The organism is Dyadobacter diqingensis (assembly GCF_024220585.1).
Lineage (GTDB): Bacteria > Bacteroidota > Bacteroidia > Cytophagales > Spirosomataceae > Dyadobacter > Dyadobacter diqingensis.
Genome location: NZ_JAMXKF010000003.1, coordinates 378,693 through 400,011 on the forward strand (window position 1 = coordinate 378,693; position 21,319 = coordinate 400,011).

17 protein-coding genes are annotated in these 21,319 nt (G+C 43.8%); 8 read left to right on the plus strand and 9 right to left on the minus strand.

The features are described 5' to 3' along the window. Positions 1–15: 15 nt before the first annotated feature. The gene (locus M1L62_RS10775) at positions 16–1,296 is read left to right on the plus strand and encodes a DUF349 domain-containing protein (RefSeq protein ID WP_254413044.1); all 1,281 of its coding nucleotides are present in this window, start codon (positions 16–18) and stop codon (positions 1,294–1,296) included. On the opposite strand, the gene M1L62_RS10780 is transcribed toward M1L62_RS10775, so the two are convergent. Further along, complete coding sequence (locus M1L62_RS10780; RefSeq protein WP_254413045.1) at positions 1,282–2,316, minus strand: LacI family DNA-binding transcriptional regulator; 1,035 nt, start codon at positions 2,314–2,316, stop codon at positions 1,282–1,284. The two genes, M1L62_RS10775 and M1L62_RS10780, sit on opposite strands and share 15 nt — an antisense overlap. Positions 2,317–2,600: 284 nt before the next feature. Between M1L62_RS10780 and M1L62_RS10785 the strand changes: the two genes are divergently transcribed. The 5 genes from M1L62_RS10785 to M1L62_RS10805 all read left to right on the plus strand — a co-directional run bounded on the left by M1L62_RS10785 (position 2,601) and on the right by M1L62_RS10805 (position 8,129). Continuing rightward, the gene (locus tag M1L62_RS10785) at positions 2,601–3,212 is read left to right on the plus strand and encodes an RNA polymerase sigma-70 factor (RefSeq protein ID WP_254413046.1); all 612 of its coding nucleotides are present in this window, start codon (positions 2,601–2,603) and stop codon (positions 3,210–3,212) included. A 243-nt stretch (positions 3,213–3,455) separates the two neighbouring features. Further along, the gene (uxuA, locus tag M1L62_RS10790; protein ID WP_254413047.1) at positions 3,456–4,646 is read left to right on the plus strand and encodes a mannonate dehydratase; all 1,191 of its coding nucleotides are present in this window, start codon (positions 3,456–3,458) and stop codon (positions 4,644–4,646) included. 96 nt (positions 4,647–4,742) lie between these two features. Further along, complete coding sequence (gene uxaC, locus M1L62_RS10795; RefSeq protein WP_254413048.1) at positions 4,743–6,170, plus strand: glucuronate isomerase; 1,428 nt, start codon at positions 4,743–4,745, stop codon at positions 6,168–6,170. A gap of 161 nt (positions 6,171–6,331) precedes the next feature. Further along, positions 6,332–7,327: a sugar kinase gene (locus tag M1L62_RS10800; protein ID WP_254413049.1), complete on the plus strand. Its 996-nt coding sequence runs from the start codon at positions 6,332–6,334 to the stop codon at positions 7,325–7,327. Between the two features lie 127 nt (positions 7,328–7,454). Next, the gene (locus M1L62_RS10805) at positions 7,455–8,129 is read left to right on the plus strand and encodes a bifunctional 4-hydroxy-2-oxoglutarate aldolase/2-dehydro-3-deoxy-phosphogluconate aldolase (protein ID WP_256527672.1); all 675 of its coding nucleotides are present in this window, start codon (positions 7,455–7,457) and stop codon (positions 8,127–8,129) included. 81 nt (positions 8,130–8,210) lie between these two features. Here M1L62_RS10805 and M1L62_RS10810 read toward each other — a convergent pair whose 3' ends face one another. From M1L62_RS10810 to M1L62_RS29515, 4 genes are all read right to left on the minus strand, one after another. Continuing rightward, a complete protein-coding gene (locus M1L62_RS10810; protein WP_254413050.1) occupies positions 8,211–8,477 on the minus strand; it encodes a hypothetical protein in 267 nt (88 codons plus the stop codon). After that, positions 8,471–9,220, minus strand: coding sequence for a hypothetical protein (locus M1L62_RS10815; protein WP_254413051.1), 750 nt, complete (start codon positions 9,218–9,220; stop codon positions 8,471–8,473). The genes M1L62_RS10810 and M1L62_RS10815 overlap by 7 nt, the downstream gene beginning before the upstream one ends. 126 nt (positions 9,221–9,346) lie before the next feature. Next, entirely contained in the window at positions 9,347–9,940 is a 594-nt protein-coding gene (locus M1L62_RS10820; RefSeq protein ID WP_254413052.1) for a Uma2 family endonuclease, read from the minus strand. A 45-nt stretch (positions 9,941–9,985) separates the two neighbouring features. Continuing rightward, complete coding sequence (locus tag M1L62_RS29515) at positions 9,986–12,421, minus strand: helix-turn-helix domain-containing protein (protein ID WP_305882360.1); 2,436 nt, start codon at positions 12,419–12,421, stop codon at positions 9,986–9,988. A 179-nt stretch (positions 12,422–12,600) separates the two neighbouring features. Here M1L62_RS29515 and M1L62_RS10840 point away from each other — a divergent pair, with 179 nt between their 5' ends. Both M1L62_RS10840 and M1L62_RS10845 read left to right on the plus strand, forming a co-directional pair. Continuing rightward, on the plus strand, positions 12,601–14,001 hold the full coding sequence (locus M1L62_RS10840; protein WP_254413053.1) for an alpha/beta hydrolase family protein: 1,401 nt from the start codon (positions 12,601–12,603) through the stop codon (positions 13,999–14,001). Between the two features lie 119 nt (positions 14,002–14,120). Then, entirely contained in the window at positions 14,121–14,843 is a 723-nt protein-coding gene (locus M1L62_RS10845) for a DUF3784 domain-containing protein (RefSeq protein WP_254413054.1), read from the plus strand. Positions 14,844–15,002: 159 nt separating this feature from the next. On the opposite strand, the gene M1L62_RS10850 is transcribed toward M1L62_RS10845, so the two are convergent. The 4 genes from M1L62_RS10850 to rseP all read right to left on the minus strand — a co-directional run bounded on the left by M1L62_RS10850 (position 15,003) and on the right by rseP (position 21,161). After that, positions 15,003–16,493, minus strand: coding sequence for a tagaturonate reductase (locus M1L62_RS10850; protein WP_254413055.1), 1,491 nt, complete (start codon positions 16,491–16,493; stop codon positions 15,003–15,005). Positions 16,494–16,619: 126 nt separating this feature from the next. Next, positions 16,620–19,097 (minus strand): endopeptidase La, encoded by a 2,478-nt coding sequence (gene lon, locus M1L62_RS10855; protein ID WP_254413056.1) that lies wholly within the window; start codon positions 19,095–19,097, stop codon positions 16,620–16,622. A gap of 170 nt (positions 19,098–19,267) precedes the next feature. After that, positions 19,268–19,717 (minus strand): DUF6702 family protein, encoded by a 450-nt coding sequence (locus M1L62_RS10860; RefSeq protein ID WP_254413057.1) that lies wholly within the window; start codon positions 19,715–19,717, stop codon positions 19,268–19,270. A gap of 118 nt (positions 19,718–19,835) precedes the next feature. Continuing rightward, on the minus strand, positions 19,836–21,161 hold the full coding sequence (rseP, locus tag M1L62_RS10865) for an RIP metalloprotease RseP (protein ID WP_254413058.1): 1,326 nt from the start codon (positions 21,159–21,161) through the stop codon (positions 19,836–19,838). Positions 21,162–21,319 lie beyond the last annotated feature (158 nt).

Here is a 21,319-nt window from a genome sequence, read left to right on the forward strand (position 1 = left end):
AAAAAATTTGAAAGAATGGAAAATGCCACATTGAATGACGAATACGGCTATGTTAAAGACAGCAAAGTATTTTTAAAAGGGTATTTGGAGTACCCAGACCGGCAAATTGGAGAAGTAAAAAGGACAGAGCAAGAAGCGATCGACTATTTCAAAAATCGGTTTTCTATCGTACTTAATAAGGTAGAGCAACTGGAATCTGAAATTGATGAAGCGCTGAACAAAGGTTCTTACTTGACTAAACTTATACAGTTGCAACGGAAACTGATAAGTTTTGACGCACTAGGGGATTTTGTCCCTTTGTTGGAACGACTTCAGGGAAAAGAAGAATATCTCAGAGGTTTAATTGAGGTCAATCAATTAAAAAATCTTGAGATAAAACGCGCACTGATTGAAGATGTAAAAGAAGCAGCGGCGATCGAAGATTACGCTGTGGCTACTGATCAGATTCAGGAAATTAAAGCAAAGTGGATCCGTACGGGTCCGGTTGAAAAAGAATTTCAGGATGAAGTTGAAATTACTTTTCAGGAAATTCTGGATAATTTCTTCCAGAGACGCAGGGATTATTTCGATGAGCAGAACAAAATTAACCAGGAGCGTATCGATGAATACGAGCGTTTGATCAAAATTACCAAAACGCTGAGTTATTCACGGGATCTTGACGATGCTTATAACAAAGCGCGTGAAGTGCGTGTGGCCTGGAACAATGTGGGAGAGGTTCCGCCAAAAAGATTCTTTAAGGTTAACAAGGCTTACCGCCATTTCCTTAAATTATTTTATGACAAATATAACCTCGCTAAAGGTATTGAGCCGAAAGTACGCGTTGACCCGCGTATCGCTGAACAGCAGGCGCTGTTGGCCCGTGCCGAAACATTACTGAGACAGCAGGATATCGTTGAAGCATCGCAGGAAGCGAAAGTATTGCTAAGTAAATGGAAGGAAATTAAAATTCCATTCAAACTGGCAGACAAAGAGCTTGCTGAACGTTTCCGTTCTGTTTGTGACAAGATTTTTGAATTAAGTTATCTGGCTCGTGTGATCAGCCGCAAGTATCCTGCTTTTGAATTAAAAAGTCAGGAAGAGCAGCTTCGTACGAAACTCAGAGAACTGGAGTGGCTTGCCAAACGCGAGAAAAGCGATCTTGAATTCGCGATTATCGAGTTTGACAGAACTGCAACAGGCGATCCTGAGCAAGATAAACAAGCACAGGGACGCATTAATATTCAGAAACGCAAGGTTGCGATGAAAGAAAGAATATTGTCCGAGTTTGAAAGAAAGTTGAAATCAATTACCAACTAAATCTTTCATCGAAGATTTCCTTATAATAAGATTTGAAGTAAGCACCCTGGTCTCGAAAGCGGCCGGGGTGCCTTTGCTTTCAATGAGGTCCAGTAATAAGGTAGCCGCCAACTGACCCATTTCAAAAGATGGCTGCGCCACTGAGCTCAGAGGCGGGTCGAGCAACGAAGAAATGGAAAGGTCAGAAAAACCGACCAGAGCCACATCGTCCGGCATACGATAACCCAGTTGCCGCAAAGCCCAGTGTACGCCAATCGCGATCCGGTCGCTGGCTGCAAAAATTCCGTCCGGCCGGTTTCGAAGTGCCATCAGCTGATAAGCCCTTTCCGTTCCGCCAGCCTGATTGTATTCGCTGCTGACGACCCATTCGTCGCGGAGTTCTATCCCGTGCTGCGTCAGCGCGTCCTGATATCCCCTTAAGCGGTTCCTGCTGATAGACAAATTTGCCGGGCCGGCAATGTGCGCAATATTCTTACAGCCACGGCTGATCAAGTGTTCTGTCGCTTCAAAAGCTCCCTTGTAATCATCTACACGTACTTTGTGGCTTGGCGTGGACTCACTTACCCTGTCGAAAAATACAACAGGAATGCCTTGCTCCTGTAATTCTATAAAATGATCATGGTTTTCAGTCTGGCTGGAAATAGACACGATCAGTCCGTCCACACGCCGCATGGCAATGTGCCGCGTATCTGCCAGTTCCCTTTCATAAGATTCGTGGCTTTGATAAATCATCGTGTGATACCCGCGGCTGTACGCGATATCTTCAACACCACCAATGGCCGTGGAGAAAAATGGATTGGCAATATCAGGCACAATGATGCCCAGCGTTTGTGTACGGTTTCTTAGTAAACTTAATGCAATGGGGTTGGGAGAATAATTTAATGATTCTGCCAGTTCGATTACTCTTTTTTTAGTTTCCTCACTAATCTCCGAACTATCCCTTAACGCCCGGGAAACTGTCGATTTGGAAACATCTAATTGACGTGCAATTTCTTTAATCGTAATCGAAGCTTTTCTCATAAGTAGGGTTTATATTAAAATAGTGCAATCGCTGGCATAAGTCGTATAAATGATCCAATAAGGTATTCGTCGCTAATGTCACCTGAAATTAATCTGTTCCGGGAAAAAATGCGAATTCGGGAACGGTTTCGGGAACGGTTGCGTAAATATATTGATTTTTTTCAAGATTAATTTTTGTATATCAACGAACCAATCACTAAACTAGACGAATGATTGCATTAGTTGCACTGACTGGTGCGTGCAATAATCAAGGAATTTTTCTATATCAACCTATCCAAAGTTTAATGGAAACGAAATCATTTACTAATGCATTACCGACTGCATATTCTCAGAAAAGCGTTTTGGAGAATCTTTTTGGTAAAGTAGTCGCTAATGGAGATTATTATGCTTTTCGTGAGTTGTTTACACATCATTACCGGTCGCTGTGTAATTATGCGATGAGGGTGGTTGTGACCCGGGAAATTGCCGAGGAAGTGGTATCGGATGTTTTTGTAAAACTTTGGAAAAACCGGGAACAAATAGAAGTGCATACTTCTTTCCAGGCTTATATCTATAGAGCGGTACGCAACCAGGCACTTGATTATTTGAAATTGCGCATTCACCGCCAGTACGAACGCGAATCGCTTGATTCCGTGCAGTGGAATCTTACACATGCAGATCATTATACACCGATTGAGGAAATGGCTTTTAACGAGTTCTACGAACGCGTTGAAGGTTGTATCCAGGATTTGCCAAGACAATGTCAGGTAATTTTCAGGTTAAGCCGGGAAGAAGGCCTGCGTTATCGTGACATCGCTGAACGTTTGCAGATTTCTGTTAAAACGGTTGAAACACAAATGAGCCGGGCATTAAAGGTATTGCGTGAGCGCGTACCGGAGCATAGGCTGGTTGCCTAATTTGACTTCGGCTGTCAGCGGTCGGCTTTCGGCTGGCTGAGCGAATAAAGATCCTTGTGAACATTCTGTTTCAGAAACAAGAAATAATTTATAGAAAGTATCTGAGTTGAGATTATCTTGGAGTGCCGGAAGTGAGACACTTACGGTGCAAATAGCTCAATATATTATTATAACTAAATCCGCTGAAAAGCCGGAAGCTTGGCGGTCGATAGCCGATAGCTGAACGCCGACAGCCATTAATCTATGTCCTTAGAACAAACTTGGCGCTGGTTTGGCCCAAATGATCCTGTTTCGTTGCAGGATATCCGGCAGGCAGGAGCCACCGGTATTGTAACCGCATTACATCATATTCCCAACGGTATTGTCTGGGAAGTGGACGAGATTTTAGCTCGTAAAGAAATTATTGAAGCCGCGGGTTTGACCTGGTCGGTTGTAGAAAGTGTCCCGGTACATGAGGCGATCAAAACACGGACGGGTGACTTTGAGAAGTACATTCAGAATTATCAGCAGTCGTTAGTCAATCTTGGAAAATGCGGCATTGATACGGTTTGTTACAATTTCATGCCGATCCTCGACTGGACAAGAACGGATCTCGACGCACCTATGCACGACGGTTCGACCGGCCTTCGTTTCGATGCTACGCAATTTGCTGCTTTTGATCTTTATATATTAAGAAGAGAGGGCGCAGAAAATCAATATACCGAGGAGCAAAAAAGTAAAGCTTTAAACTGGCTTGAAAAGGCCGACGGCGATGCGGTAAATAAACTGACCAGAAATATTATCGCAGGTTTGCCGGGTTCTGAGGAGAGTTTTACCATTGAAGAATTCCGTAAAGTATTAAGTACCTATAAAAATATCGGTGATCTGGAATTACGTACGCACTTGTACCAGTTTATTCAGGCGATAGCGCCTGTTGCGGAAGAAGCCGGAATCAATCTGGCGATTCACCCGGACGATCCTCCTTATCCGATCCTGGGTTTACCGCGCGTAGTGAGTACCGAAAATGATGCGAATTTGTTGCTGGATGCTTACGATAGCAAATCCAACGGGTTATGTTTTTGTACCGGTTCTTATGGCGTACGTGCTGATAATGACCTTTCCGGTATGGTGAACCGTTTGGGGAGCCGGATCAACTTTATTCACTTGCGGGCAACACACCGGGAGTCGGACGGAAGTTTTTATGAAGCAGATCACCTCAATGGGGATGTGGATATGTACGAAGTGATGCATGGGTTGATCGTCGAACAAAAAAGAAGGATTTCGGATGGCAGAGCTGATTTGAGAATGCCATTCCGCCCCGATCACGGACATAGAATGCTGGATGACCTTACGGCTACGAAAAGGATGAATCCGGGTTATACCGCGATAGGCAGGCTGCGTGGTCTGGCAGAACTTCGTGGTTTGGAGATGGGCATCGAAAGAGGATTGAAATAGCAAATTCTCGTCGGGTAACAGCCTTAAATTATCGTCTGATATTTTGAAAAGGATAAGATAGTCCAGTGGCCTAAAACGATATTACTTTATTTAGCAATGATAGCTACAAATACCACCGCCCAGAAAACGTTTATTGACGAAGACTTTCTCTTACGCTCAGAAACCGCCCGCATATTGTATCATGATTATGCGAAGGAAATGCCGATTATCGACTACCACTGCCATCTTCCGCCAGACCAGATTGCTGAGGACAGGCAGTTTGAAAACCTGACGCAGATATGGCTTTATGGAGATCATTACAAATGGCGCGCGATGCGTGCAAACGGCATTGACGAGAAATTTTGTACCGGAAATGCAGGCGACTGGGAGAAGTTTGAGCAATGGGCTGCAACTGTGCCCTATACCATGCGTAACCCGCTTTATCACTGGACGCATCTGGAATTGCTGAGGTATTTTGATATTGATGTCATCCTGAATAAAGATACGGCGCGTGAGATTTATGACGAATGCTCTGCGAAACTGAAACAGAAAGATTTTAGCGTCCGCAATTTGTTGCGCCGTATGAATGTGAAAGTGGTGTGCACAACCGACGATCCGACTGATTCGCTCGAATATCACCAGCAGATCAAGGACAGCGGTTTTGAAATAAAGGTATTACCGACCTTCCGTCCGGACAAGGCGATGTTACTGATTGATTCACCCGCCGATTTTCAGCAGTATCTGAATAAGTTATTTGAGATAGCCGGTGTAACAAGCGGCAGCACTTATGAAGATTTGCTGGCCGCGCTAAAAAGCCGTCACGACTTTTTCGCTGAAATGGGTGGCCGTTTGTCAGATCACGGATTGGAACATATCTATGCTTCTTTTGACGAAACTGCCGCGCGTACTGCCTTGGCTGAGACGTTGTCGGGCAAAACAAGTTCGGCTGAATTGCGTACTGCTTTCAAATCCGTTTTGTTGTATGATCTGGCTAAAATGGATCATAGCAAGGAATGGGCGCAACAGTTTCATTTGGGCGCATTGAGAAATAACAATTCCCGGATGTTAAACAAGCTTGGGCCGGATACCGGATGGGATTCCATCGGAGATTATAGCCAGGCGCAGGCGTTGTCGAAGTTTTTGAATAAGCTGGATTCAACAGATCAGCTGGCAAAAACGGTGTTGTATAACCTCAATCCGGGTGATAATGAAGTACTGGCAACAATGACCGGGAATTTTAACGACGGAACGATACCAGGAAAAATGCAATTTGGCTCCGGATGGTGGTTCCTGGATCAGAAAGACGGTATGGAAAAACAGATTAACGCACTTTCAAACATCGGACTTTTAAGCCGTTTTGTTGGTATGTTAACCGATTCAAGAAGTTTCTTGTCTTATCCGCGTCACGAGTATTTCCGCAGGATTCTTTGCAACCTGATTGGTAACGATGTTGAAAACGGCGAGTTACCAAATGACCTTCCATGGCTTGGGAAACTTGTTCAGGATATTTCATACAATAACGCCAAAAATTATTTTGGGTTTTAATGGTAGGTAACTGTTTTTAAAACCTTATTGCAGAAAGCCGGCCTGATTTTGGAAATCGGCCGGCTTTTGGTATAACTTAGCAGGCTGTAATTTAAATGCTATTCCGGCATTGGAAATGAATGCCATCCTAACCATATCTGATTCAAATTCACTTAGTAATTATGTCTAAAGTAGTAACATTCGGAGAAGTATTAATGCGCCTGTCGACACCAGGTTTTTCCCGTTTTGAACAAGCACGACAACTTGACGTTACCTATGCAGGGGGCGAAGCAAATGTGGCTTCTGCCTTGGCTTATTGGGGGCATCATACTGCGCACGTGACCCGTTTCCCGGATTCTCCTATCGGGCGTTCGGCGGCACAATATCTCCATTTTCACGGGGTAGATATCTCCAATATTTTATATGGCGGACCAAGAATGGCTGTTTATTTTCTGGAAACAGGTGCGGCCTTGCGTGCCAGTCAGATTGTTTACGACCGTGCAAATTCCTCCTTAGCAACCATTGATCCGAGTGAGTTGAACTGGGACGAAATTTTAAAAGATGCTACCTGGTTTCATTGGGCTGGTATTACGCCTGCACTTTCTCAGGGAGCGGCAGACGCTTGTCTGGCCGGGATTGAAGCGGCACGCAGAAAAGGTATTACTGTTTCAGGGGATATTTTCTACCGCGCCAATTTGTGGAAATATGGCAAAAAACCATCGGAGGTACTTCCGGCACTTACGGCGGGTACGGATGTGGTAATTGCCAACCGCGAAAATATCAAGGAGATATTCAATATTGAAGGAGACGATTTCCTTGAATCCTGTGTTAATTTGAAGAAGGCTTTCCCTCAGGTTAGCAGGGTTGTAGATACGAAACGGACTTCTATTAGCGCAACACACAATTTGTTGCGGGCTTATCTTTGGAACGGTGAACGTGTGCTTGAAACAGCCGATATTGATATCAACCCAATCGTTGACCGTGTGGGTGGAGGAGATGCCTTCATTGCCGGTTTGATTCATGGTTTGATCTCGTTTAATGACGAACAAAAAGCGCTGGAATTTGGTGTGGCAGCTTCTGCTTTGAAACACACCATTGAAGGTGACGCACTGATTTCAACGGTTGCCGAAGTAGAGGCGATCCGTCAGGGCGAAACGTCGGGCAGGATCAGAAGATAGACCGTGATCAAAGCCGGTGCTTAGCACCTGGATATTTGCGGTCCGCCGCGCGTAGATATTAAATCATTCATCGAGCCTGGCAGAAGGTGCAGAGCGCCGAAACAGGAAAGGCAGGAAAATTAAAATTATGGCAACAATAGATAAAAATACCACAATCGTTTTGCTGAATGAAACCGGGATACTCCCGCTTTTTTATCATGCTGATGTGGAAATTGCGAAGCAGGTTCTTACCGCAAGTTATAAAGGCGGAGCCCGTGCATTTGAATTTACAAACCGTGGTGCAAATGCCTATGAAGTTTTTGTGGAGCTTGTAGCGTACGCGCTGGAAAGTCTGCCTGGACTTGCTCTGGGGATAGGGACGGTTTATGACGCGGAAACTGCGCAGAAATACATCGATGCAGGCGCTGATTTTGTGGTTGCTCCTTTTACCAATCCAGAGGTGGGCGAAGTTTGTAAAAACGCAGATATCCCATGGATCCCGGGCATTGCGACATTGACCGAAATCTTCCACGCATTGAAAGGCGGCGCAGAAGTGGTAAAACTTTTCCCTGGCGAAGTGGTTGGTTCTGCTTTTGTCAAGGCAGTTAAGGGCCCGATGCCGCATGTGAAAATCGTAGTGACAGGAGGTGTACAGCCAACTAAAGAAAGCATTGAAGAATGGTTTGGTGCTGGTGCTTATGGCGTTGGAATGGGTTCTAACCTTTTCCCGAAAAACGTTATCAGTGAAGGGAATTATGCCTGGATTGAAGAAAAAGTTGCAGAAAGCATCAGTCTGATCAAGGAATTCAGAGCGAAAGCCTGATCTGATAAATCATTTAAAACGGGAAAGCCAACCGAAATCATTTCCGGTTGGCTTTCCTGTTTTATTTTGCCAAAATTCAGTCTAGCGGTTTACCAGATCATACAGCGAATCAATAATATCTTTGATTTTTTTAGCATGAGCATCTGAAAAAGCGAACTCGTCTGAATAGCGGTTTATACCTCTGATCGCTTCTTTGGCCTGATCCGCATTCGCCTGTTTGACCAGTGCTCGTCTCTCTTCTACATATTTTAGAAACTGAGCATTGTACGGATCTGACTGTGATTCAATTGATAACAACGTTATCAGTTCCGTAAATAAGTGATCAATTTGAGATAATTCGTTTACCATGGTAGCGGGATTTCTTTAACAAGTGCCTTAAAGGTAGCATCTCTTACGACAAAAGGGATAAAGATTTGCTCAGCTTTTCCGGGAAGAAATGGATTGATAACGCCGTCGGCAATCTGTTGCGCTGCGGTGGTACCGCGCCATACTTTTAATGTCTGGCCTGCCGGAACTTCGTAAACATAGAATTTTGAAAAATTATTCCAGGCAGGACGCACGGCCGTTCCGCCGATAACGTCACCCACCGAAGCAGGGATTTGTGCCGTCCAGTATCCACCAGCCGGGTTTCCGCCGGTAACACGATAAATTTTTGTTCCTGCCGGCAGTTCATCTGCTTTTGCATCGGAAAAGTTGGCAGCATCTGAAGCAGATAAGTCAAGATCGGTGCTGGCCCACGCCGGATTGGTAACGCCGGATTTTAACCCGTTAGCTACATAATTTCCTTTTTCGATGCCCGGAATGTGATCCCAGTCTTCAATGAAAACGCGCTGATCGTAAATGCTGACCGCCGTTTTCAGGCTATTGAACAGGGCCGACTTATTACCAGATTTGTTGAAAGCTTCCTTCGTTTTTTCTTCGTCAAGTCCTGCGCTGATCCAGCTTTCCACGGTTGATTTTGTACCCTGGCCCAAAAGGGTTTCGAGATCATTCAGCCATGGCTGTGGAGAGACATCGTGGTCTGTACAGCTGATAAAGGAAACACTAAGGAGCAGCCAAAGGAGCAGGAGAGAAACGTAATTCTTTTTCATAAACGTCGAGAATTTTGGGTGAGAAATATAGTTTCACCGCAAAGTAACCGTTTGTGTCCAAAACGACCAAAATGTTTATGAGTTATTAAACTAAAATTGTGAATATAATGAGGGAACGGTGAAAAATCAGTATTCAAGAATATCACTTAACCTGACTGAAAAATCTGTCAGGACATCTTCACCGAAGAGAAATTCGTCAAAAGTGCAGGTAGTCAAGGCATGTCCGGAGCGATAGATGTAGGTAAGCTGAGCTTCTGTTGATATTAACCATGCGAGACGCACACCATTTTCAATCCATTTTTGCATTTTAGCCTTTAAGTCATTCAGACTATCTGTTTCTGATTTTAATTCGATGATAAAATCGGGAGCCAGGTGTGGGAAAGATTTTTTTTCGGACATGGAAAGTGCATTCCATCGATCCAGTTTTATCCATGCCACGTCAGGTACGCGCATGGAAGAATCGGAGAGGAAAAAACCTCCGTTGGATTCCAGTACCTTCCCCGATTTTTGACGGCGATTCCAAATAACGAGCTCTCCGATTAACTCGCTGTTGTTGGAACTGCTTAATGCAAATGTTGGTGTCATTTTTATGAATAATTGCCCCTGTTCATTACGTTCCACAAACAAATCAGGATTGGCCAGGCTAAATGCTACCAATTCGTCATCCGTAAAAGATTCAAGGGTTGGAAAATTCAAGGGAATGATCATACCGTCGTCCATATGTTTTATCAAATATAACAAACACAGACAATTATTGCCACTTTCCTAAGCGCCCAAAAACTCCAGATGTTTCAAAGCCGCCCGCAATTCGGTGTAGGTGACATCGTCGGGTAATGCGGCTTTTGCTTCGTTTAAAGTGACTTGTTTGTTTTCCAGAAAGTAGTCAATGACTTTACCGATCTTTTCTTTCGGAAAAATATCAAAGATTTCCAGCTCGCCGGTACCGATGTAATGTGCCAGGTGAGTTTCAATCGTGGAGGCCGCGAAACCTCTTTCTTCGGCAATTTCTTCAACATTTTTGCCGGCATGAAACATATCAAAACTGACTTTCTTGGTGTCGGTTTTCTCCTTTTTTAGCGGAATCTCGATCACACCCTTATCAATCTGGTTGTCTTCACAATAGGCGATCACCATTTCAACGATTTCCTTTCCAAACTGTTTTACTTTCGCTTTTCCAATCCCTTTGACGGTTTCCAGTTCTGCCAAAGTGGTTGGCAACTTGGTTACGAGTTCTTCCATCGCCTTTTGGGGCAGGATCATGTACACGAAAACATCGTTTTCTGTCGCCAGATTATTCCGCCAGTTTTTAAGTGTATTATAAAGTTCAGCATTCGGGATATTCTTGGAAACGGCAGTCGTTTTGGAAACCGGACTTTTTGTCGCCACTTTGAAATCTATTTCCGCATCCGCTTTTGACCGCAAATACGTGCTGGTATTAAACAGCTCTTTGGAGGAAAGCATCACGGCTCGTTTGACAAAAACGGCACGCTGGAAATTTTCCAGAGCCTGGTCTGCCACTTTTTTTACGGCTGCATTGTCGGTCTCGATTTCAAGTGTTTTGCTCTCCGGGTAAATGGACTGCTCGATCTTTTCAAAGAAATAAACACAGCCTTTTTGCACACGGCCGCTGAGTATTTCATTTTCCTCGGGCAGCCCTGCTTCGGCAAAAAACTGGTTTAGCTGATTTTTAAACTTGTCTGCAACGTTGAAAATATCCTGATCAGCAGCCGCTTTGATTAATTTTAACGTTGTGCTGAGGGATTTGTTGATCACATTTTCATTTTCTTCGGCAACCCGGTTTAACCTGAAAAAAGTATTTTTAATTTCGCTGAAATCAAATAATTCAAATAAAAGTGACCGCTGAAAAGTGATTTTTGAATCCGTTAGTTTATCAGAATCAGGTTCGTTGGCACTGGCTTCTTTCACATAGGCCGCAACGGTGCCGTCGGTTTTTACGCTGCCGGACGAAATCGGCGTGCTTAGCACCATGCCTTCAAAACTTTTACAGCGACTCAGCGCGACATACACTTGTCCGTGTGCAAATGAATTATTGGCGTCAATAATGGCTTTCTCGAAGGTTAAGCCCTGACTTTTGTGAATGGTGATCGCCCAGGCAAGTTTAAGCGGATATTGCGTAAAACTACCGATCACCTGTTCATCGATTTCCTTTGTCTGCGGATTGAGTTCGTATTTAATATTTTGCCATTCGGCCGGGTGCACGTCGATCTCAACGTAATCACCTTTGCATTTTACATAAATCGTATCGTCTTCAAACCGGGTTATGGTACCGATTTTGCCGTTGTAATAAAGTTTATCACGTGACGAATCATTTTTTACAAACATCACCTGAGCCCCGACTTTTAATGCCAGATCCTGTTCGGTAGGGTAGGAGTATTCCGGAAAGTTATTCAGGATCTGCGCCTGAAAAGATCTGGTTTTGCCGTTCAGATCATCCAGCTTAATCCTGTTGATCTCCTGCGCGGCGTTATTGTGGGTGGTTAATGTGATATAACCTTCGTCGTCGGCGGGTTTGAAATTGGGTATATAACGCTGGTTTAAGGCGTCCAATGTCACTTTATCCAGCTGATTTTCCCTTACTTTATTTAATATATCAATGAAAAAGGTATCCGATTGACGGTAAATATGTTTCAGCTCAATCCGGATCGGGTCGGTTAGTTTTAGGGCATTGCTGCTGAAAAAATATACCGTGTCATAATATGCTTTCAGCATACTCCACTCTTCATCCTTGATCACAGGGGAAAGCTGGTGCAAATCGCCGATCATCAGCAGCTGTGTACCGCCAAACGGTTTGTTCCGGTCTTTGTAGCGCCTCAAAACTTCATCAATACCGTCCAGCATATCAGCACGGACCATACTGATTTCGTCAATGACCAGCAAATCAAGGCTCCTGATCAGGTTTATTTTTTCCTTATTGAAACGGCTGTAACGCTGCTCATTGGCATTACTTTCGGGGATATAAGGTCCGAAGGGAAGCTGGAAAAATGAGTGGATCGTGACGCCGCCGGCATTGATTGCGGCCACACCCGTGGGAGCCACAATGGCCATTCTTTTGGGAAGGGTCCTTTTGAGGTTGTGCAAAAAGGTCGTTTTTCCGGTTCCTGCTTTCCCGGTCAAAAAGATATTTTTATTGGTGTTATGAACGAATTGAGCGGCAAGTTCCAGTTGTGTGTTTTGCTCCATGATGATAAATTGATTCCTCCGAAATGATAACCGTTCTGTTTTAAAATACAAAATCAGATAAGTAACTTTCCGTTTATCACTTTCTTATTTGCTTTTATTTTTCTTTAAACGTAATTACCCACCAATCATCGAAGCGACCGCTTGTCCGGTGAATGTCACGCTATCACAAATATATCACAATGAAAAACACATTACTATTTACATTCCTTTTACTCATATCTTTTTCGGCAAAGGCCCAGGATATCTCGGGTCAGTGGAACGGGATTTTAAAACTTCCCGGAGCACAAATCCGGCTGGTGGCCAACCTGGTGAAGACGGATGGCGGGTATAGCGGAACACTGGATAGTCCTGACCAGGGTGCCAAGGGAATTCCTGTGAATGCGGTTGCCTTTGAAAACAGCAATTTAAAACTGGCCATGGCGAGCTTAAATGCTGAGTACACGGCCGTTTTGGGAGCCGATAATACTTTCAAAGGGACATTCAAACAAAACGGGATGACGTTCCCGCTGGATTTAAGCAGGAAGGTTATTGAAAAAGTAAGAGTGGTAAGGCCGCAGGAACCTGTGAAACCATATCCTTATTATTCGGAGGATGTAAAGTTTGATAATACAAAAGATAAAATTTCGCTGGCCGGGACATTGACATTGCCGGCGAAGGAAGGAAATTATCCCGCCGTGATTCTGATTACGGGCAGCGGACCGCAGGATCGTGATGAGGCGATCATGGATCATAAGCCATTTCTTGTTTTGGCAGATCATTTAACCCGGAATGGAATAGCGGTTTTGAGATATGACGATCGGGGCACGGCTCAATCGACTGGTGATTTTAATGCGGCCACCTCAAAGGAATTAGCCTCGGATGTGGAATCGGCGGTTGCTTACCTGAAAACCCGGAAAGAAATTAATGCCAGGAAGATCGGTTTGGTTGGCCACAGTGAGGGCGGATTGATAGCGCCCATGGTTGCAGCGGATTCGAAAGACATCGCTTTTATCGTTTTGCTTGCTGGTCCTGGTCTTCCGGGTGACGAAATTTTGACCAGACAGAGACGTCTGATTGGAAGAGCCAATGGGATAAGCGATGGCGATTTGGATAAAACGGAGGAGATGAATAAAGAGATTTACTCGGTATTGAAACAACAATCCAGTCTTACCGAGACGAAAGCGAAGCTGAAAGTAATTTTCGAAGAAAACCATAATAAAGCGCCGGTAGAGCAGCAGCTGCCCGCTGAACAGCGGGAGGCGGTTATATCACAGATGATCAATTCGGTGGCGACGCCATGGTACCAGTTTTTTATTACTTATGATCCGACTCTGGCTTTGGAAAAAGTCCAATGCCCTGTGCTGGCTTTAAATGGAGAAAAAGATTTGCAGGTTCCTCCCAAGGAAGACCTGGAAGGAATAAAAAGAGCCCTGGAAAAGGGTGGGAATAAAAACGTGACGGTGAAAGAATTGCCAGGGTTAAACCATCTTTTTCAGGAATGCACTACTGGCTCGCCAGCCGAGTACGGAAAAATTGAACAAACGTTTTCACCAACCGCATTGGTCGAAATTTCAGATTGGGTGAAGAATATCGCAAAGTAGCAGATTCACAAATATAGCTGCACTAAAATCCCGGATTCTCCATACCATAGTGAGATCCGGGATTTTGTGTATTTTAAAGTTGTAAAACACAACACTAATAATTTTTAAAAAAAACTGCTATGCTTATTCCAACACTGCTCATTTCTGGTGTATTTGGTTTAATTGCGTTTACCGTCACAAAGAAAAATGCGAGGTACCTGCTGTCCGGTTATAATACCATGTCTGAATCGCAGCGCGCCATGGTGGACATTGACGGTTATTTACACTTTTTTAAGCGGTTTCATCTCATTTTGAGCTCCTCGCTTCTGCTGCTGGTTTTGCTGACGGGCCTGATCAGTAAAAATTTGGCAGGCATTATCATGGGAACCTATCCTTTGCTGGCCTATGGCTATTTTATAGTCAAGAGCCGGAAATATTTTTCGAAAGTGAGGAATGAAAAGAAAAGTACGGTCATTGCTCTTGCGATTCTGGGGGCCACTGTACTTTTCGTAGGAGCATTATCTTATGCAGGATTTAAGAACAGCCAAATCGTATTTGACAAAAACAGCCTCGAAATAACGGGAATGTATGGCAAGAAATTTGAGCGGGCGAAAATCCTGGATGTGAAACTGGTGAACAGTTTACCGGAAATAACGATGAAGTCAGATGGGTTTGCCGCAGGTGATTTTAGTAAAGGTTATTTTCGAACGAAGGATCGAAAAACTGTGCGGCTTTTTGTCAACAAACAGGAAACTCCGATGCTGCTGCTTAATACAACGGAAGGTGAAATATATTTTAGTTCATCAGAAAAGTCTTCGGAAGATCTGTTGCGGGAGATTCAAAAATGGCGGGGATTACTATAAATCAATAATCCCGTTCGACTGCGTCATCGTTGTACCGGAGCTTAAATTAAAGTTGATTAAAAACCGGCCTTATGAAATAAGGGCGACAGAAATCGTAGCGAAAATAAAAATCCCTTTCCAATAATCTGAAAAGGGATTTTTAACTTCATTTGGAGCTGGTTAACCAATAACCGTTTCCTGTTTTGACAACAATTTGATATTTTCTGTAACCGCCTTTTCAAACCCAGGCAGCGTTGCAAGATTAGCGCCCCAAAGCGTTTCGTCCGCTAATACTTTTTGAACCAGATCTGTTGAAGACTCTGCTTTCTCCCATTTTTCTGCAAAATAGGCAGCGGAGTCGCAGCGAATCGGATACGTTTCACCATTGCGCTCGCCAGAATAAATTCCGTCAACCAGTTGAACCGGTTTCATGAACAATAAAAATGCGGCAAATCCTTTGGCAAAGAGCGCCGGAACTTCACTGGTTTTCTGGTAATGATTCAGCAGCGTCGGGATGTTACGCATTTTCATTTTCGCCGTGTACTGCACCGTGATATCAATCAGTTGGTGGCGGATAAACGGATTTCTGAAACGGTCAAGCACCTGATTTCCAAATTCCTGCGCGCGCGCCGGGTCTACTTCATAGGGAATTGCCGGAGCTAGTTCGTTTAACATTACCCCAGCGATAAAATCAGCCGTTTCAGCATTTTCCATACTCTCACGCACGGTATTCAGTCCGTGTAAAAAGCATAAACCGGAAGCCAGCGTATGCGTGCCGTTCAGCAAACGCAGCTTTAACTCGCGAAAAAGATCAATGTTTGGTTCAATGACGACACCTTTATCAGCCTGCGCAAAACTCAACACCGATTTCACATGTGCGTCGCCTTCAATGGCCCACAGACTGTAAACTTCTGAAACGATTAACAAGTCGTCTTTATAACCTGACTTTTCGGCCAGCTCGGCAACTGTTTCGGCGTCCGGTTTTCCAGGAACAATACGGTCTACCAGTGAATTGCAGAACTGGTTATACTGTTCGAGCCAACCGATGAAATCATCACCCAGCGCATGTTGTACGGCCTGTTTTAGTACAATTTCACGCAGTTTCGTTCCGTTGCCAACAATTAATTCAGTAGGTACGATCACCAGACCCGATTCGGCAGAGCCGTCAAAGGCTTTGAAACGTTCGTATAAAAAGGCTGTCAGTTTTCCAGGGAAAGAAACGGGTGGGGAAGCCTGTAAATCATCTTCCACAAACTGGATTCCTACCTCGGTGGTATTGGAAATAACAATCTTCATTTCCGGGTTATGGGCACATTCCAGTATTTCCGACCAGTTGTTGCTGGCTGAAAGTGTTCTGCTGATGGCGCTGTTAATAACCGTTTCGTCAATTTGTTTTCCATTTTCAATACCACGGATACTGTGTGAGAAAATGTTTTTCTGAATGCCAAAAGCATCAACACCACCCTGTGACGTTGATTTTACAACAACAATCCGGCCGTTAAAAATATTTTGCTGATTGGCCTTATTGACAAAAAAATCAGGAAGCCCGCGTAAAAGCACGCCGGTACCAAACTGAATAATTTTTTCAGGTAAAGCCAGAAGTTTTTTGTGGTCAGGATATAATTCAGGACGTTGTTCGAGTAATTCCGGAGAAAGCTGAGATACAGTCATTTTTGTAAGGTTCTTGTTTATAATCATGACGCCGTTTCCCGAATCCAACCCCTAAAAAAAGAGGCACCGATTAGGATGCCTCTTTTGATATTGTATTTCCTGATCCTGAAATCAGGGAAATTATTTTTATGCGTTCAATGTAACAAATCCGCTTTCTTCTTTTTCTTTCTTTTCGTCAGGAAAAACGAAGGTGGTAGCATTGTTAACTTTTTCCGGTAAAAGCGCAATCGCCAGTACTTCATCGACTTTATCCACATAATGGAATTTCAAATCCTGAATGTAGTTGGCTGGTACCTCTTCAACATCTTTGCGGTTTTTCACACACATGATGATTTCTTTCACACCCGCTCTTCTTGCTGCCAGGATTTTCTCCTTGATACCTCCAACGGGAAGTACTTTTCCACGTAGAGTAATCTCTCCTGTCATTGCCAAAAACGGACGAATTCGGCGCTGGGTAAAGATTGAAGCCATCGACGTCACCATCGTGATACCGGCAGATGGACCATCCTTTGGAACCGCGCCTGCTGGTACGTGTACGTGCAGATCGTAATGGTTGAAAATCCTGTAATCAATATCCAGTTCGTCGGAATGTGCTTTAAGGTATGAAAGTGCCGTAATGGCCGATTCTTTCATCACATCTCCAAGTTGTCCTGATAAGGTGAGTCCGCCTTTTCCACGGCTCAAACTCGTCTCAATAAACAGAATTTCTCCGCCCACCGAAGTCCAGGCCAGGCCTGTAACCACACCGGCAAAGTCATTATCCTGATACAGGTCTTTATCAAAAATCTCTGCGCCCAGGAATTTCTCTACATGCTCAACTTTTATCGTTTTAGGATATTCCTGATCCATCGCCACCGATTTAGCGATTTTCCGAACCAGTGTTCCTACTTTTTGTTCCAGATTACGCACACCTGATTCGCGGGTATATCCTTCGATCACGCGAAGCAACGCTGCGTCATCAATTTTTACATCCGTTGCTTTCAGTCCGTGATCTTTACGCTGTTTAGGCACGAGATAACGCTTGGCAATCTGTAACTTTTCTTCAATCGTATAACCCGTCATCTCGATGATCTCCATACGGTCGCGAAGCGCCGGATGAATCGTATCAAGCGCATTGGCTGTTGCAACGAACAATACACGCGACAGATCGTATTCCACTTCCAGATAGTTATCTGTGAAAGAAGAATTTTGTTCCGGATCCAGTACTTCCAGCAAAGCAGAAGCAGGATCGCCGCGGTAGTCGGAGCTTACTTTGTCAATTTCATCTAAAATAAAAACAGGATTGGCAGAACCAGCTTTTTTGATATTCTGGATCACTTTTCCCGGCATAGCACCAATGTATGTTTTACGATGTCCGCGTATTTCGGCTTCATCATGCACACCACCAAGGGCCATACGGATATATTCACGGTTCAACGCCTTTGCAATGGATTTTCCTAGAGAAGTCTTACCAACACCGGGAGGTCCGTACAGACAAAGGATCGGCGCTTTTAAATTACCTTTCAGTTTCAAAACAGCCAGGTATTCAATAATCCGCTCTTTCACTTTTTCCAAACCGAAATGGTCGGAGTCCAGAACTTTCTGAGCTCTTACAAGATCAAAATTGTCTTTGGTATATTCACCCCATGGCAGATCAACCAGTGTTTCCAGGTAATTCAGTGTTACCGGATACTCTGGTGCCATCGGATTGATACGCTGCAATTTGGCAAGTTCCTTATCAAAATGGGCACGCGTAGAGTCAGACCATTTTTTCTGACTTGCTTTGGCACGAATGTCGTCCATATCGCGCTCCGGACTATCAATCCCCAACTCGTCGTGCAAAACTTTGATTTGCTGACGCAGGTAATAATCACGTTGCTGCTGATCGATATCCGAACTTGCTTTCGACTGGATTTCACGTTTCAATTCAAGCATTTCAATTTCCCGCATCATGTACTGAAGCAGAAGCGTAGCCTGTTTATGTCCGTTTCTTTCTTCCAGTAATCTCTGCTTGTCGGCAACTTCAACGTTAATATTTGAAGAAAGAAAATGGATCAGGAATACAGGACTTTCAATATTGTCCAGCGCAATTCTTGCCTCCTGAGGGATCTCTGGGTTCAAACGCATAATTTTATGCGCTCCGTCACGGAGTGACTGCAAAAGTGCTTTTGACTCTTTCTTAGTCGGTGCCACGAACGAATCTTCGATGGCCTCTACTTCCGCAGTTAGATAAGGATCTTCGCTTAAAATCTTTTTGATTTCAAAACGCTGGCGTCCCTGTACGATGATTGTCACGTTTCCATCAGGAAGCGTTATCATTTTCAGGATATGCGCAACCGTCCCGATTTTATGCAGATCGTCGGCAGTAGGATCTTCTTTATTGGGTTTGGCCTGGGTTACAGCGCCTAAAATTCGCATGTTTATATCCGAATTCCGGTAGATTTTCTTCACCAGCCGTATCGCTTTTTGGCGCACAACGGTGACAGGAATTACCATGCCCGGAAAAAGTACAGTTTGCCTGATTGGCAAAATGGCAAGTTCATTAGGTACTTCAAAAGGTTCATCGGAGCCCTCAGGACCACCAAGGGGGACAATTTCTAGGCTATCTAAATCCGAATCGGACATAAGTAGCCGACTATAGAGGTCAGAAGGTTCAAATTTCATAGGCATTCTGTCATAATGACAGATAATCTTTTCCCAATTTATAAATAATGACTTTCAAAAGAAAGGGAATATATAAACAAAATTGCCGTGCCAATGGAATTATTGTCAGGCTATTTGTAAATAAATCCTTTTTAAAGCGTTTGAACGGTTTGTCCTTTCTTAAACAAAAATGTTTTAGGCCCCGATGTATATTTGAGATTTGTCATATTGACCTGGTCGTCAAAGATTTCCATCAGGATCGTATTCTTAAGTTTCCAGCCTTCCGGATTATCGGAAAAAGGAACTTCAAGATATATCCAGGTTGCATCTGCTTCCTCTTCCTTGCCAAGGTAATGAACTTCCGCTTTCTTTTGCGCACTGCTTAACGCAAAATGTTTCCGGATGTAACGTTCTACAAACGGATTATTCTGATCATTATTTTTGATCGAGAAAATACGCTTGCTGTTATCCTCCGAAATACCTTTTTCAAGGTCGTCAGTAAAAATTCGTATGCTTATTTCAAAAGATTTGGCAGGCTTGTTATACTGCATCTGCGTTACGCTGACATGATATTGATGTTTGGGCGCAAATGAGCTGGACAAGCAAAAGATAATGATCAGGAAGAGGAGATGGTTGATCTTCAATGCAAACCTTTAAGAAGATGTAACAGTATTTTGAATTGACCGGCTTACATCATATAAGCCGGTCAATGAATATTTTCTAGAAAACAGCTTTCCAAACGTCGTTGAAAATTGCAAAAGCCATTAAGCCCAGAAGTAAAACCATCCCTACTTTCTGTGCATTTTCAAGGAAAGTGTCTGATGGTTTGCGGCCTGAAATGATTTCGTATGAAAGAATAACAGCATGGCCACCATCCAAAGCAGGAATCGGCAACGCATTCATAAAGGCTAATACCATCGAAAGCAGACCTGTAAGCTGCCAGAAACGCGCCCAGTCCCAAACACCGCCAAACATTCTGGCAATTCCGATCGGGCCGCTTAGTGCTTTGGAAGCAGAAACTTCACCGCGGAAAATTTTACCAAAACCCTTGATGTTATTAAACACCACGGCAAAGGCATTTTTAGTACCTTCCTGCACAGCCTCGCCCAAAGTGTAATTTATTGTGGTAAAAACAAGCAGATTTTCTGCACCAATACCGATGGTCCCTTCGTCAGAAACTTTAACATCGATGATTTGCTGCTGGCCCGCACGGTCGATACCGATCTTAGCGACCTGTCCTTTCAATGGCGGAAGCTGAGCCTGTAATTCGGTGTAAAAACGAATCGGAGAACCATTGATCGAGACAATTTTATCTCCTACTTTAAGACCTGCTTTTTGTGCAGGATCTCCCGGAGAAAGCTCACCAATTTTGAACGGCATGGCAGGACGAATGAAATTGCCCTTTTCTTCCGGATCCGACAGTTTTTCGATAAAGTTATTCGGGATATCGATATCAATTTCTTCTCCGTTACGATCTACCGTATAAGAGCTGTTACTGCCCAAAAAGACATCTGAACTGATCACCTCATTAAAATCGCTGAAAGACTTTCCGTTGATTTTAATGATCTTGTCTCCCGTACGCAGACCGATCTGCTGTGCAAGATCGCCGGCGATGATTCCGTATTTGTTAACCTCTTCTTTGGAAAGAATCTTCTCACCTTCATTGTAAGCAATGACTATAAAAATGATCACCCCAACGATTACGTTCACAATGATACCGCCAAGCATTACGATTAATCGTTGCCATGCTGGTTTTGAACGGAATTCCCATGGCTGAGGATCTTTGCTCATCGCATCCGTATCCATGGATTCGTCAATCATACCCGATATTTTCACAAAGCCACCCAGTGGAATGGCGCCAATTCCATATTCAGTTTCTCCTTTTTGTATACTCCATATTTTGGGAGGAAACCCGATGAAGTATTTTTCCACACGCATACCAAACATCTTGGCGGCAAACATATGCCCCCACTCATGCAATCCCACCAAAATAGACAAACCCAAAATGAGCTGTCCCGCCATAATTAAGTACTCTAAGTATTCCATTCAGATCTTTGAGGTAATTGAAAATTGATAATGGAAAATTGAAAATCAAACCACTTTTCGCGAGGCGATCAAGAGTTTGTCATTTCAAAGATTAAACTTTTACTTTTATTGTTAATACAAATAAACGTAAACTCAAACAGTAAAGTTACGCAAAAGCC